Annotated in this window: 13 protein-coding genes; all 13 read left to right on the top strand. The window is 61.5% G+C overall.

The features are described 5' to 3' along the window. The first annotated feature begins 13 nt into the window (after positions 1-13). On the top strand, positions 14-619 hold the full coding sequence (locus tag QN222_RS17180) for an NADH-quinone oxidoreductase subunit C (protein WP_283963096.1): 606 nt from the start codon (positions 14-16) through the stop codon (positions 617-619). A 57-nt stretch (positions 620-676) separates the two neighbouring features. Continuing rightward, on the top strand, positions 677-1867 hold the full coding sequence (locus QN222_RS17175) for an NADH-quinone oxidoreductase subunit D (protein WP_283963095.1): 1191 nt from the start codon (positions 677-679) through the stop codon (positions 1865-1867). Continuing rightward, complete coding sequence (locus QN222_RS17170; protein WP_283963094.1) at positions 1867-2121, top strand: hypothetical protein; 255 nt, start codon at positions 1867-1869, stop codon at positions 2119-2121. Before QN222_RS17175 ends, QN222_RS17170 begins: the two co-directional genes overlap by 1 nt. A gap of 16 nt (positions 2122-2137) precedes the next feature. Then, positions 2138-3277 (top strand): NADH-quinone oxidoreductase subunit E, encoded by a 1140-nt coding sequence (locus QN222_RS17165; RefSeq protein ID WP_283963093.1) that lies wholly within the window; start codon positions 2138-2140, stop codon positions 3275-3277. An 11-nt stretch (positions 3278-3288) separates the two neighbouring features. Then, positions 3289-4593, top strand: a complete 1305-nt coding sequence (gene nuoF, locus QN222_RS17160) for an NADH-quinone oxidoreductase subunit NuoF (RefSeq protein WP_283963092.1) — start codon at positions 3289-3291, stop codon at positions 4591-4593. Between the two features lie 6 nt (positions 4594-4599). Continuing rightward, the gene (locus QN222_RS17155) at positions 4600-5238 is read left to right on the top strand and encodes an NADH:ubiquinone oxidoreductase (protein ID WP_283963091.1); all 639 of its coding nucleotides are present in this window, start codon (positions 4600-4602) and stop codon (positions 5236-5238) included. 114 nt (positions 5239-5352) lie between these two features. Further along, entirely contained in the window at positions 5353-7434 is a 2082-nt protein-coding gene (nuoG, locus tag QN222_RS17150) for an NADH-quinone oxidoreductase subunit NuoG (RefSeq protein WP_283963090.1), read from the top strand. A 20-nt stretch (positions 7435-7454) separates the two neighbouring features. After that, positions 7455-8498 carry an NADH-quinone oxidoreductase subunit NuoH gene (nuoH, locus tag QN222_RS17145; RefSeq protein WP_283963089.1) on the top strand — a complete coding sequence of 348 codons (1044 nt, stop codon included), beginning with the start codon at positions 7455-7457 and terminating at the stop codon, positions 8496-8498. Between the two features lie 64 nt (positions 8499-8562). Then, positions 8563-9054, top strand: coding sequence for an NADH-quinone oxidoreductase subunit NuoI (gene nuoI, locus QN222_RS17140; RefSeq protein ID WP_026612510.1), 492 nt, complete (start codon positions 8563-8565; stop codon positions 9052-9054). Between the two features lie 144 nt (positions 9055-9198). Beyond that, on the top strand, positions 9199-9813 hold the full coding sequence (locus QN222_RS17135; protein WP_283963100.1) for an NADH-quinone oxidoreductase subunit J: 615 nt from the start codon (positions 9199-9201) through the stop codon (positions 9811-9813). A gap of 28 nt (positions 9814-9841) precedes the next feature. Next, on the top strand, positions 9842-10150 hold the full coding sequence (gene nuoK, locus QN222_RS17130; protein ID WP_180940777.1) for an NADH-quinone oxidoreductase subunit NuoK: 309 nt from the start codon (positions 9842-9844) through the stop codon (positions 10148-10150). A 7-nt stretch (positions 10151-10157) separates the two neighbouring features. Further along, the gene (nuoL, locus tag QN222_RS17125; protein WP_283963088.1) at positions 10158-12152 is read left to right on the top strand and encodes an NADH-quinone oxidoreductase subunit L; all 1995 of its coding nucleotides are present in this window, start codon (positions 10158-10160) and stop codon (positions 12150-12152) included. After that, a complete protein-coding gene (locus tag QN222_RS17120) occupies positions 12152-13663 on the top strand; it encodes an NADH-quinone oxidoreductase subunit M (RefSeq protein WP_283963087.1) in 1512 nt (503 codons plus the stop codon). Before nuoL ends, QN222_RS17120 begins: the two co-directional genes overlap by 1 nt. The last annotated feature ends 2 nt before the right edge of the window (positions 13664-13665 follow it).

The raw sequence follows: 13665 nt of genomic DNA, 5'->3' as shown, positions 1-13665 counted from the left end.
GGGGGTCTTTAAGATGAGTGAAGCCCTGAACGAGCTTGCCTCCTATCTTCGCGAGACGCGCGGTGCGCTGATCGCCGATGCAGAGATCAAATTCGGCGAGCTGACCGTAACGGTCACGGCAGAACATGTCGTCGCGCTGTTGACGTTCCTGCGTGACGACGTGCAGTGTGCCTTCGTCAACCTGGTGGATGTCTGCGGTGTCGACTGGCCGCAGCGGCCGGACCGTTTCGATGTCGTCTATCACCTGCTATCCCCGCGGCAGAACCTGCGCATCCGCGTAAAGGTTCAAACCGCCGAAGGTGAGCCTGTGCCGTCGGCGACTGCGGTCTATCCGGGCGCGGACTGGTTCGAGCGGGAAGCCTACGACATGTACGGCATTCTCTTTACCGGGCATCCGGATCTGCGCCGCATCCTGACGGACTACGGCTTCGAAGGTCATCCGTTGCGCAAGGACTTCCCGGTGACCGGTTTCGTCGAAGTGCGTTACGACGACGAGGCCAAGCGCGTCGTCTACGAGCCCGTCGAACTGAAGCAGGAGTTCCGCAATTTCGATTTCCTTTCGCCATGGGAAGGGACCGAGTATGTCCTGCCCGGCGATGAGAAGGCGAAGGCACGGTAAGACTAAGTCGGCCCGTGACGATCCGCCGAGGATGTCATCCGGCCTGGAGCAATCGGTATGACCGAACATAACGTCCGCAACTTCAACATCAACTTTGGCCCGCAGCATCCGGCAGCGCACGGCGTTCTTCGCCTGGTGCTCGAGCTTGATGGCGAAATCGTCGAGCGCGTCGACCCGCATATCGGGCTGTTGCATCGCGGCACCGAAAAGCTGATCGAGACCAAGACCTATCTGCAGGCCATCCCCTATTTCGACCGGCTCGACTATGTCGCGCCGATGAACCAGGAACATGCCTTCGCGCTTGCCGTGGAGCGACTGACGGGCACGGAAGTGCCGATCCGCGGCCAGCTTATCCGTGTTCTTTATTCGGAAATCGGCCGCATCCTCTCGCATCTCCTCAACGTCACCACGCAGGCGATGGACGTCGGTGCGCTGACCCCGCCGTTGTGGGGGTTCGAAGAGCGCGAGAAGCTGATGGTCTTCTACGAGCGCGCCTGCGGCGCCCGCATGCACTCGGCCTACATTCGTCCGGGCGGCGTGCATCAGGACCTGCCGCATCAGCTGATCGAGGATATCGGCAAGTGGATCGATCCGTTCCTGAAGACCGTCGACGATATCGATGAGCTCCTCACCGGAAACCGCATCTTCAAGCAGCGCAACGTCGATATCGGCGTCGTCAAGCTGGAAGATGCCTGGGCCTGGGGCTTTTCCGGCGTCATGGTGCGCGGCTCGGGTGCCGCCTGGGACCTGCGCCGCGCGCAGCCCTATGAATGCTATTCCGACCTCGAGTTCGACATCCCGATCGGCAAGAACGGCGACTGCTACGACCGCTACCTGATCCGGATGATCGAGATGCGCCAGTCGGCGAGGATTATGCGCCAGTGCGTGAACCGTCTGCTCGGCGACGCGAAGGCCGGGCCGGTCTCGTCGATGGACGGCAAGATCGTGCCGCCGAAGCGCGGCGAGATGAAGCGCTCGATGGAAGCATTGATCCACCACTTCAAGCTCTATACCGAGGGCTACCACGTGCCGGCGGGCGAGGTTTACGCCGCAGTCGAAGCGCCGAAGGGCGAGTTCGGCGTCTATCTCGTCTCCGATGGTTCGAACAGGCCGTACCGGTGCAAGATTCGTGCCCCGGGCTATGCCCATCTGCAGGCCATGGACTTCATCTGTCGCGGACACCAGCTCGCCGACGTCTCGGCTGTGCTGGGCTCCCTCGATATCGTTTTTGGCGAGGTAGACCGCTGATGCGTCTGGCGCCGCTTGCCGTTCTCGGGTCTCTTGCGCTCACTTCTGCGGCTTTCGCCCAAGAGGACGTGAACAGTGCGTCGTCCGAGGCTTTGCGTAGCGGCTCCATGTCCGCGCTCCTGTCGAAGGGATATGAGATCAAGGCCGCGGTCGTCAACGGCACGCGCTACATCGTATTTTTGCAGAAAGACCAGTCAGCCTATGCCTGCGAATTCGTCTCGGTGGCGAAATCGCGGTGCGGTTCGATTAACTGATAAGGTGTCCACTAGAATGTCCGTTCGTCGACTAGCCGAAGACACTGTCCAGCCAGCGAGCTTTGCGTTCAACGAAGCAAATGCGGCCTGGGCCAAGGCAACGATCAAGAAATATCCGAAGGGCCGCGAGCAGTCGGCGGTCATTCCCTTGCTGATGCGCGCTCAGGAGCAGGACGGCTGGGTCACGAAGGCAGCGATCGAGTCGGTCGCAGACATGCTTGCCATGCCCTACATCCGCGTTCTCGAAGTCGCGACGTTCTACACGCAGTTTCAGCTGAAACCCGTCGGGACACGCGCGCATGTGCAGGTTTGCGGAACGACGCCGTGCATGCTGCGCGGCGCCGAGGACCTGATCAAGGTCTGCAAGAGCAAGATCGCCTCGGAGCCCTTCGCTCTGAACGAGAGCGGCACACTGTCGTGGGAAGAAGTCGAATGTCAGGGCGCCTGCGTCAACGCGCCGATGGTGATGATCTTCAAGGACACGTTCGAGGACCTGACACCCGAGCGATTGGAACAGATCATCGACAGTTTCGAAGCAGGCAAGGGCACAGAAGTCACGCCTGGCCCGCAGGTCGATCGCATCTATTCTGCGCCCATTGGTGGTCCGACGACGTTGCTGACGCGGGATCCGGCGAAGGAAAATAGCCCCGCACCGGCCAACCCCGGCCGGGCGAAGAAGGCCTCGAGCGAGCCGGCAGTCAGCATCCCGCCGGCGAACGCGGCAAGGGCGAAGACCGCGAGCGCCGTTACCAATCCGACATTGAAGACGCCGGTAACCGCGAAGAAAGAAGCGGCCGCCATCGCCAAGATCGAAGGCGAGACCGTCGACAAGTCCAAGCCGGCCAAGCCCGCAGTCGCGGGCCGGCCGTCTCTCGAAGACAAGAACCGCCCGGCGGGTATCGAGAAGCCGGTGGCCGTCGACGACCTCAAGCTGATCTCGGGCGTCGGCCCCAAGATCGAGGCCACCCTGCACGAGATCGGCATCTTCACGTTTGCGCAGGTTGCCTCCTGGAAGAAGGCCGAGCGCGAATGGGTCGACGGCTATCTGAATTTCAAGGGCCGCATCGAGCGCGATGACTGGGTCAAGCAGGCCAAGGCGCTCGCCAAGGGCGGCGAAGCCGAATACATCAAGGTTTTCGGCAAGAAGCCGCGGTAAAGAGGTGAACCATGCTAAGAGATGAAGACCGCATCTTTACCAATCTCTACGGCCTCAAGGACAAGTCCCTGAAGGGCGCCATGGCGCGCGGCCATTGGGACGGCACCAAGCAGATGCTGGAAAAGGGCCGGGACTGGATCATCAACGAAATGAAGGCGTCGGGCCTTCGCGGTCGCGGTGGCGCCGGCTTCCCGACCGGGCTGAAGTGGTCCTTCATGCCGAAGGAAAGCGACGGACGGCCGCATTATCTGGTTGTCAACGCCGACGAGTCGGAGCCCGGCACCTGCAAGGACCGCGACATCATGCGCCACGATCCGCACACGCTGATCGAAGGCTGTCTGGTCGCGAGCTTCGCCATGGGCGCCCATACCGCATACATCTACGTGCGCGGCGAATATATCCGCGAGCGCGAAGCTCTGCAGGCGGCGATCGACGAGTGCTATGACGCGGGTCTACTCGGCAAGAACAACAAACACGGCTGGGACATGGACATCTTCGTCCATCACGGTGCCGGCGCCTACATCTGCGGCGAAGAAACCGCATTGCTCGAAAGCCTCGAGGGCAAGAAGGGTCAGCCGCGCCTGAAGCCGCCGTTCCCGGCGAACATGGGTCTCTACGGCTGCCCGACGACCGTCAACAACGTCGAATCGATCGCGGTTGCGCCGACCATCCTGCGCCGTGGCGCCAACTGGTTCTCCTCGATCGGCCGCCCGAACAATGTTGGCACGAAGCTGTTTATGATTTCCGGTCACGTCAACAAGCCGTGCACGGTCGAAGAGGCGATGGGCATCACCTTCCGGGAGTTGATCGAAAAGCACGCAGGCGGCATCCGCGGCGGCTGGGACAACCTCTTGGCCGTCATTCCGGGTGGTGCGTCGTGCCCGGTCGTGAAGGCCGAAGACATCATCGACTGCCCGATGGACTTCGACGGTCTCCGTGAAGTGAAGTCGTCCTTCGGCACCGCCGCCGCGATCGTCATGGACAGGTCCACCGACATCATCAAGGCGATCGCCCGCATCTCGGCATTCTTCAAGCACGAGAGCTGCGGCCAATGCACGCCGTGCCGTGAGGGCACGGGCTGGATGTGGCGCGTGATGGAACGCATGGTGCAGGGCCGCGCGCAGAAGCGCGAGATCGACATGCTTTTCGACGTAACGAAGCAGATCGAGGGCCACACAATCTGTGCACTCGGCGATGCGGCGGCCTGGCCGGTCCAGGGCCTCATCCGCAACTTCCGTCCGGAGATCGAAAAACGTATCGACGAATACACACGCAACGCGACGTCCCACGGCGCGGTGCTCGAAGCAGCGGAGTAACGACCGATGGCCGGGACACGTAAGGACGGAGAGAGCATGGAAAGGGCCGTAGTCATTCCATTTGCGCGATCCCTCGGCGTCGACCCGGCCGATCCGTTCGGCATGGCCGAATGGATGACGAACATGCCGCACCTTCCGCTGCACCCGCTGATGGCGCATCCGACGGCGGCCGTCGCGGCCGCAACGGCGCTTGGTTTCGGCCTATCGAGCCACATCGCCGGCATCATGGTCGGCGCCATGCAGGGCGCGGTCGGTGCGATGCAGAAAGGCACCCCGGCGCCGCAGCAGCCGGAAGTCGCCGAGCCCAAGCGTACGGCTGCGCCGGCCAAGCGGGCGGTTCCGCCAGTTCCGGAAGCCTCGCCCGCTCCCGGCGTTGCGCGGTCTTCGAAGGTAGCCAAGCCTAAAGCAAAGGCGAAGGCGCCGGCCAAGACTGCGAAGCAGGATGCTGGCGATGACCTCAAGCGGATTTCCGGCATCGGTCCAAAGCTCGAGCAGGTCTTGAACGCCAGGGGCATTCGCCGCTTCGCCGACATCGCTGGCTGGAGCGAGGCGGACGTAGCTCGGCTGGATAAGGAACTCGGCTTCGATGGCCGGATCCTGCGCGACGACTGGGTAGGGCAGGCGAAGGCGCTCAAGGGCGCGTGATGAAGGATTGAGAGGCGATGACCCTCAGCGGCCATCGCCGGCAAGCCGCATGGCTGTAAAGGAATTGTCTGCCGCCGAGGGGCAGGCGGACGGAAGACAGGATTGAGTGCGAAGATGGCAAAGCTGAAAGTCGACGGAAAAGACATCGAGGTCCCGGATCATTTCACCCTGTTGCAGGCGTGTGAAGAGGCCGGCGCCGAGGTTCCGCGCTTCTGTTTCCACGAGCGGCTTTCGGTCGCCGGCAACTGCCGCATGTGTCTGGTCGAGGTGAAGGGCGGACCGCCGAAGCCGGCGGCCTCCTGCGCCATGGGCGTGCGCGATCTGCGCCCCGGCCCGAATGGCGAGGTGCCGGAAGTCTTCACGACCACGCCGATGGTCAAGAAGGCGCGCGAAGGCGTTATGGAATTCCTGCTGATCAACCATCCGCTCGACTGCCCGATCTGCGATCAGGGCGGTGAGTGCGACCTGCAGGACCAGGCCATGGCCTTCGGCATCGACTCGTCGCGCTATCAGGAAAACAAGCGCGCGGTCGAGGACAAGTACATCGGGCCGCTGGTGAAGACGGTGATGAACCGCTGCATCCACTGCACGCGCTGCGTCCGCTTCACCACGGAGGTCGCAGGCATTGCCGAGCTTGGCCTTATCGGTCGCGGTGAGGATGCAGAGATCACCACCTATCTCGAACAGGCGATGACCTCCGAGCTGCAGGGCAATGTCGTGGACCTCTGCCCGGTCGGCGCCCTGACCTCGAAGCCCTTCGCCTTCACGGCCCGTCCCTGGGAACTGAACAAGACTGAGTCGATCGACGTCATGGACGCGCTTGGCTCGGCGATCCGCGTCGACACACGCGGCCGCGAAGTGATGCGCATCATGCCGCGCGTCAACGAGGACATCAACGAGGAGTGGATTTCCGACAAGACCCGCTTCATCTGGGATGGCCTGAAGACACAGCGCCTCGACCGTCCCTACGTCAAGAAGGATGGCCGTCTTCAGCCTGCCAGCTGGAGCGATGCGTTCCAGGCGATCAAGGCTGCCGTGGCGAGCACCTCGGGCGACAAGATCGGTGCGATCGCCGGCGACCTCGCTTCCGTCGAGGAAATGTACGCGCTGAAGGAACTCGTCACGTCGCTCGGCTCGGCGAATATCGACTGCCGACAGGACGGTGCCGCGCTCGACCCGTCGCTCGGCCGCGCCAGCTACATCTTCAACCCGACGATCCAGGGTATCGAAAACGCCGATGCGCTGCTTATCATCGGCTCCAATCCGCGCTTCGAAGCGTCCGTGCTCAATGCGCGCATCCGCAAGCGCTATCGCATGGGCAATTTCCCGATCGCCGTGATCGGCGAACAGAGCGAGTTGCGGTATGAGTATGAATATCTCGGCGCAGGCAGCGAAACGCTTGCCGAGGTTCTTTCCGGCAAGGCCAAGTTCTTCGCGACCTTGAAGAAGGCCGAGCGGCCGCTGATCATCGTCGGCCAAGGCGCGCTGGCAGGGGAGGGCGGGGCGGCCGTCCTCGCCAACGCGGCAAAGCTCGCAGTCGCGGTTGGCGCGCTCGGTGCGGACTGGAATGGCTTTGCCGTTCTTCACACCGCGGCCTCGCGCGTCGGCGGTCTCGATCTTGGCTTCGTTCCCGGCAACGACGGCAAGCCGGCAGCGGAAATGGTCGGCAGCGCCGAGGTGCTGTTCCTGCTCGGTGCGGATGAGATCGATCTTTCGACGCGCAAAGCCGGCTTCACGGTTTATATCGGTTCGCATGGTGACAACGGCGCGCATGCGGCTGACGTCATTCTGCCGGGCGCAACCTACACGGAAAAGTCCGGGACCTGGGTGAACACCGAAGGCCGGGTACAGGTCGGCAGCCGCGCCGGCTTCGCCCCGGGGGATGCACGCGAAGACTGGGCCATCATCCGCGCGCTTTCCGATGTGCTCGGGCGTAAGTTGCCCTTTGATTCGCTTGGCGAATTGCGTGCGAAGCTCTACGCGGCGCATCCGCATTTCGCGGAGATCGATGCGATCGCGGCCGGCAACAGCGATGAAATTGCCGCACTCGCGCAAAAAGCAGGTGAGATGGCAAAATCCGCGTTTGCGTCTCCGGTCAAAGACTTCTATTTGACGAACCCGATAGCGCGCGCATCCGCCGTGATGGCCGAATGCTCGGCTTTGGCACGCAACAATTTCAAAGCTGCGGCGGAATGAGCGCGAGGGAATAGAGCATCATGGACGCTTTCGTTTCGACCTATGTTTGGCCCGCGGCCATCATCATCGCCCAGTCGCTGCTGCTGCTGGTCGCGCTGCTGGTCTTCATCGCCTACATTCTGCTGGCCGACCGCAAAATCTGGGCTGCCGTTCAGCTTCGCCGCGGCCCGAACGTCGTCGGTCCCTGGGGATTGTTTCAGTCCTTCGCCGACCTCCTGAAGTTCGTTTTCAAGGAGCCGGTCATTCCGGCAGGCGCAAACAAGACGATCTTCCTTCTTGCGCCGCTGGTCTCGGTGACGCTTGCGCTTGCTGCCTGGGCGGTCATTCCGCTCAACGCGAACTGGGTGATCGCGGACATCAACGTCGGTATCCTCTTCGTCTTCGCCATATCTTCTCTCGAAGTTTATGGCATCATCATGGGCGGCTGGGCATCAAACTCGAAGTATCCCTTCCTCGGTGCCTTGCGTTCCGCGGCGCAGATGGTGTCCTACGAAGTCTCGATTGGCTTTGTCATCGTCACGGTTCTGCTTTGCGTTGGCTCGCTCAACCTGTCGGACATCGTCACCGCGCAGACCGACGGTCTTGGAACGATGATCGGCCTGCCGGCTTCCTTCCTTGACTGGCATTGGCTGTCGCTCTTCCCGATGTTCATCGTGTTCTTCATCTCGGCGCTTGCCGAGACGAACCGTCCGCCGTTCGATCTGCCCGAAGCCGAATCCGAACTCGTTGCCGGCTTCATGGTCGAATACGGCTCGACCCCGTATATGATGTTCATGCTCGGCGAATACGCGGCGATCTGCCTGATGTGCGCGCTGACGACGATCCTGTTCCTCGGTGGCTGGCTTCCCCCGCTCGACGTGTGGTTCCTGAACTGGGTCCCGGGCATTGTCTGGTTTGTGCTCAAGGCCTCGTTGGTGTTCTTCATGTTCGCGATGGTCAAGGCCTTCGTGCCGCGTTATCGCTACGACCAGTTGATGCGCCTCGGCTGGAAGGTCTTCCTTCCGCTCTCGCTCGGCATGGTCGTCATCGTCGCATTCGTTTTGAAGCTGATGGGGTGGGCTTGATGTCCGCTCGGGCTTCGCTGCATACCGCCGGCGTCTCTGAGGCCGGCAAGTTTGGAGGTAAATGATGGCCGGTCTTTCGCAAGCCGTCAGCTCGCTGTTCCTCAAGGAATTCGTCGGCGCGTTCTTTTTGTCGATGCGCTATTTCTTCAGGCCGAAGGCGACGGTGAACTATCCCTTCGAAAAAGGACCGGTCAGCCCGCGTTTCCGCGGCGAGCATGCGCTCCGCCGTTATCCGAACGGGGAAGAGCGCTGCATCGCCTGCAAGCTGTGCGAAGCGATCTGTCCTGCCCAGGCAATCACCATCGAGGCAGGCCCGCGCCGTAACGACGGCACGCGCCGCACGGTGCGCTACGACATCGACATGGTGAAGTGCATCTATTGCGGGTTCTGCCAGGAAGCCTGTCCGGTCGACGCCATTGTCGAAGGGCCGAACTTCGAATTCGCCACCGAAACGCGCGAAGAGCTTTACTACGACAAGGAAAAGCTGCTCGCCAACGGCGACCGGTGGGAACGGGAAATCGCGCGCAACATCGCGATGGACTCGCCCTACCGCTGAGGCTATCTGCGTGACGCTGTATCGCGCCGCTTGAGGGCGGCGCATGTGAAACAGGTATTGGGCGCTGGCCGGACCGTGTCCGGCTTTGCCCGTGGAGTGGAGGCAGGCGCCTTCACGCCGAGCAAGACGAAAAAGGCACCGATCATGGGTCTGCAGGTTCTTTTTTTCTATCTCTTTGCCTTCATTGCGGTGGCATCGGCATTCATGGTCATTGCGTCGAAGAACCCGGTTTATTCGGTTCTGTTCCTGATCCTGACCTTCTTCAACGCGGCGGGGCTCTTCCTGCTGACGGGGGCCGAGTTCCTGGCAATGATCCTGCTCGTCGTCTATGTCGGCGCGGTAGCGGTTCTGTTCCTGTTCGTCGTGATGATGCTCGACATCGATTTCGCGGAGCTGCGTGCGGGTGTGCTCGAATATGCGCCGATCGGCGCGCTGATCGGCTTGATCCTTGCGGCCGAGCTCATCATCGTCGTCGGCGGAGCGACGTTCTCGCCGGAAATCGCCAAGGGCATCGCGATGCCGATCCCGCCGGTTAACGAGCGGACCAATACGGCCGCACTCGGCGACGTTCTCTACACGCATTACATCTACTTCTTCCAGATCGCAGGGCTCGTGCTGCTCGTCGCCATGATCGGCGCCATCGTGCTGACACTGCGCCACCGCCAGAACATCAAGCGCCAGGACATTCCGCGGCAGGTTGCCCGCGCACCCGAGACCGCCGTCGAGGTGGTCACGGTCAAGCCCGGGCAGGGCATCTAATCCGGACGCGAGGTCGAGGAACTACAACATGGAAATCGGAATTTCCCACTATCTGACCGTCAGCGCCATCCTGTTCACGCTCGGCGTCTTCGGCATCTTTCTCAACCGGAAGAACGTCATCATCATCCTGATGTCGGTGGAACTCATCCTGCTCTCGGTCAACATCAACATGGTGGCCTTCTCGGCCTTCCTCAACGACATCACCGGCCAGGTCTTCGCGCTGTTCATTCTGACCGTGGCGGCCGCCGAGGCGGCCATCGGGCTTGCAATTCTCGTCGTCTTCTATCGCAACCGCGGCTCGATCGCCGTCGAAGACGTCAACATGATGAAGGGCTGATTGGGCTATGGACACCATTATCAAGGCTATCGTCTTTCTGCCTCTGATCGGCTTTCTCATTGCTGGTCTTCTCGGCACGCAGATCGGTGCCAAGGCATCCGAATATGTGACCACCGGCCTGATGCTCGTCGCGGTCGCGCTGTCCTGGCTTGTTTTCTTCAACGTCGCGCTCGGCGAAGAGGAGATGATCAAGGTTTCCGTGTTGCGCTGGATCCAGTCCGGCAGCTTCGACGTCGAATGGGCCTTCCGGGTCGACACGCTGACGGCCGTGATGTTCGTGGTCGTCAACACGGTCTCGTCGCTGGTGCACGTCTATTCGATCGGATACATGCATCATGACCCGAACCGGCCGCGCTTCTTCGCCTATCTGTCGCTCTTCACCTTTGCGATGCTGATGCTGATCACGTCGGACAACCTCTTGCAGATGTTCTTCGGCTGGGAAGGCGTGGGCCTTGCGTCCTATCTGCTGATCGGCTTCTGGTACAAGAAACCTTCGGCCAACGCTGCAGCGATCAAGGCCTTCATCGTCAACCGCGTCGGTGACTTCGGCTTCTCGCTCGGCATCTTCCTGGTCTTCGTGCTCTTCGGTTCGATCAATCTCGAAACCGTTTTCGCTGCCGCGCAGAGCTACCTGCCGGCCGAAGGCGCCGAGGCCGGGGAAGCCGTCATCACGCTCTTCGGCATGCAACTCGACAAGGCGAATGCCGTGACGGCCGCCTGCCTGCTGCTCTTCATGGGTGCGATGGGCAAGTCGGCACAGTTCCTGCTGCACACCTGGCTTCCGGACGCCATGGAAGGCCCGACGCCGGTGTCGGCCCTCATCCACGCCGCAACCATGGTCACCGCCGGTGTATTCCTCGTCGCGCGCATGTCGCCGCTGTTCGAGCTGTCGCCGGATGCGCTGACCGTCGTAACCCTGATCGGCGCCATCACGGCCTTCTTTGCCGCGACCGTCGGCCTGGTGCAGAACGACATCAAGCGCGTCATCGCTTACTCGACCTGCTCGCAGCTAGGCTACATGTTCGTGGCTCTCGGCGTCGGCGCCTATGGCGCCGCTATTTTCCACCTCTTCACGCACGCCTTTTTCAAGGCGCTCCTGTTCCTTGGTGCCGGTTCAGTGATCCACGCCGTCGATGGCGAGCAGGACATGCGCTACATGGGTGGCTTGCGCACGCACATTCCGGTCACCTACTGGATGATGTTCATCGGCACGATTGCGCTGACCGGCGTCGGCATCCCGGGAACCGTCTTCGGTACCGCCGGCTTCTTCTCGAAGGATGCGATCATTGAGTCGACCTTCGCCTCGCATAGTGCCGTCTCCACCTTCGCCTTCATCCTTCTGGTGATCGCCGCTCTGTTCACGAGCTTCTATTCGTGGCGCCTGACCTTCATGACCTTCCACGGCAGACCGCGGGCTTCCTCGGACGTCATGCATCACGTCCATGAATCTCCGCAGGTGATGTTGGTGCCGCTTTATATCCTGGCCGCCGGCGCGCTCGTCGCGGGCTTCCTGTTCCACGATTATTTCTTCGGCCATCACTACGTCGAGTTCTGGCAGGGCTCTCTCTTCACGCTGCCGGAAAACGAAATTCTCGAGGAATACCACCACGTTCCGCTATGGGTGCGGTGGAGCCCGTTCGTGGCCATGGCGCTCGGCCTCTACACCGCCTGGTACATGTACATCCGCTCGCCGGAGACGCCGAAGTACCTCGCCAATCAGCACCGCGGTCTCTACCAGTTCCTGCTCAACAAGTGGTATTTCGACGAGCTCTACGATTTCCTCTTCGTGCGCACCGCGAAGCGTCTCGGCACGTTCCTCTGGAAGGAGGGTGACGGCCGGGTGATCGACGGCTTTGGACCGAATGGTGTTGCGGCGCGTGTCCTCGATGTGACCGATCGCGTTGTGCGGATGCAGACCGGTTACCTTTATCACTACGCGTTCGCCATGCTGATCGGCATCGCTGCGCTCGTTACATGGATGATGCTCGGGAGTTCCTTCTGATGACCGATTGGCCCGTACTTTCCGCGGTCACCTTCATGCCGCTCGTCGGCGTTCTGCTTCTCTTGCTGACAAGGGAAGACAGCGTCTACGGCCGCCGCAACATCCTGAACGTATCGCTGCTGACGACGATATTCACCTTCGCCGTCTCGCTCTACATCTGGTATCAGTTCGATCCCTCGAACCCGGGCTTCCAGATGATCGAGAAGCGCGAGTGGCTCGGCACCGGCATCTCCTATCATCTCGGCATCGACGGCATTTCGGTACTGTTCGTACCGCTGACCGCGCTCTTGATGCCGTTCTGCGTGCTGGCGAGCTGGCTCACGATCGAGAAGCGCCTGAAGGAATACATGATTGCGTTTCTGATCCTGGAAACGCTTATGCTCGGCGTCTTCGTTTCGCTCGACATCGTGCTCTTCTACGTCTTCTTCGAGGCCGGCCTCATTCCGATGTTCATCATCATCGGCGTCTGGGGCGGCAGGGATCGCGTCTATGCGAGCTACAAGTTCTTCCTCTACACGCTGCTGGGCTCGGTGCTGATGCTGCTCGCCATCATGGCGATGTACTGGCAGGCCGGCACGACCGACATCACCGAACTGCTTGCCTACAAGTTCCCGCGGGGAATGCAGACCTGGTTGTGGCTCGCCTTCTTCGCCTCTTTCGCGGTGAAGATGCCGATGTGGCCGGTCCACACCTGGCTTCCGGACGCGCACGTCCAGGCGCCGACCGCAGGTTCGGTCATCCTGGCCGGCATCCTCCTGAAGCTCGGCGGATACGGGTTCCTGCGCTTCTCGCTGCCGATGTTCCCGCTCGCGTCGGACTATTTCGCGCCGTTCGTCTTCACGTTGTCGATTATCGCGATCATCTACACCTCGCTGGTGGCGATGATGCAGACCGACATCAAGAAGCTGATCGCCTATTCCTCGGTGGCGCACATGGGCTATGTGACCATGGGTACGTTCGCCGCCAATACGCAGGGCGTGCAGGGCGCCATCTTCCAGATGCTGTCGCACGGCGTCGTCTCGGGCGCTCTCTTCCTTTGCGTCGGCGTCGTCTATGACCGGCTGCATACCCGCGAGATCGCTGCCTATGGCGGCCTCGTCAACAACATGCCGAAATATGCGGTCGCCTTCATGGTCTTCACCATGGCGAACGTCGGACTTCCCGGCACCTCGGGCTTCATCGGCGAAGTGCTGACGCTGGTGGGCGCCTTCCGTGCCAATACGTGGGTAGCCTTCTTCGCGACCAGCGGCGTCATTCTCTCGGCCGCCTATGCCCTCTGGCTCTATCGTCGGGTGATCTTTGGTGCGCTCGAGAAGGAAAGCCTGAAGGCGCTGCTCGATCTCTCGGCACGTGAGAAGCTTATCCTCTATCCGCTGGTGATCCTGACGATCTTCTTCGGTGTCTATCCGGCACCGGTCTTCGATGCGACCGCGGCCTCCGTGGATCTGCTCGTCAACAATTACTCCGCAGCCCTGCAGGCAGCGCAAGACGTTGCGCTTTCGGTGCAATGACC

The sequence above is a fragment of the Sinorhizobium sp. 6-70 genome, assembly GCF_030124375.1.
Lineage (GTDB): Bacteria > Pseudomonadota > Alphaproteobacteria > Rhizobiales > Rhizobiaceae > Sinorhizobium.
The sequence above is the reverse complement of the archived record's forward strand: the minus strand, read 5'-3'. Positions and strand labels throughout refer to the sequence as shown.

What these genes read in the sequence shown, in the direction of transcription:
- QN222_RS17180 (WP_283963096.1), top strand. Translation starts at nt 14, where the DNA reads ATGAGTGAAGCCCTGAACGAGCTTGCCTCCTATCTTCGCGAGACGCGC.
- QN222_RS17175 (WP_283963095.1), top strand. Translation starts at nt 677, where the DNA reads ATGACCGAACATAACGTCCGCAACTTCAACATCAACTTTGGCCCGCAG.
- QN222_RS17170 (WP_283963094.1), top strand. Translation starts at nt 1,867, where the DNA reads ATGCGTCTGGCGCCGCTTGCCGTTCTCGGGTCTCTTGCGCTCACTTCT.
- QN222_RS17165 (WP_283963093.1), top strand. Translation starts at nt 2,138, where the DNA reads ATGTCCGTTCGTCGACTAGCCGAAGACACTGTCCAGCCAGCGAGCTTT.
- nuoF (WP_283963092.1), top strand. Translation starts at nt 3,289, where the DNA reads ATGCTAAGAGATGAAGACCGCATCTTTACCAATCTCTACGGCCTCAAG.
- QN222_RS17155 (WP_283963091.1), top strand. Translation starts at nt 4,600, where the DNA reads ATGGCCGGGACACGTAAGGACGGAGAGAGCATGGAAAGGGCCGTAGTC.
- nuoG (WP_283963090.1), top strand. Translation starts at nt 5,353, where the DNA reads ATGGCAAAGCTGAAAGTCGACGGAAAAGACATCGAGGTCCCGGATCAT.
- nuoH (WP_283963089.1), top strand. Translation starts at nt 7,455, where the DNA reads ATGGACGCTTTCGTTTCGACCTATGTTTGGCCCGCGGCCATCATCATC.
- nuoI (WP_026612510.1), top strand. Translation starts at nt 8,563, where the DNA reads ATGGCCGGTCTTTCGCAAGCCGTCAGCTCGCTGTTCCTCAAGGAATTC.
- QN222_RS17135 (WP_283963100.1), top strand. Translation starts at nt 9,199, where the DNA reads ATGGGTCTGCAGGTTCTTTTTTTCTATCTCTTTGCCTTCATTGCGGTG.
- nuoK (WP_180940777.1), top strand. Translation starts at nt 9,842, where the DNA reads ATGGAAATCGGAATTTCCCACTATCTGACCGTCAGCGCCATCCTGTTC.
- nuoL (WP_283963088.1), top strand. Translation starts at nt 10,158, where the DNA reads ATGGACACCATTATCAAGGCTATCGTCTTTCTGCCTCTGATCGGCTTT.
- QN222_RS17120 (WP_283963087.1), top strand. Translation starts at nt 12,152, where the DNA reads ATGACCGATTGGCCCGTACTTTCCGCGGTCACCTTCATGCCGCTCGTC.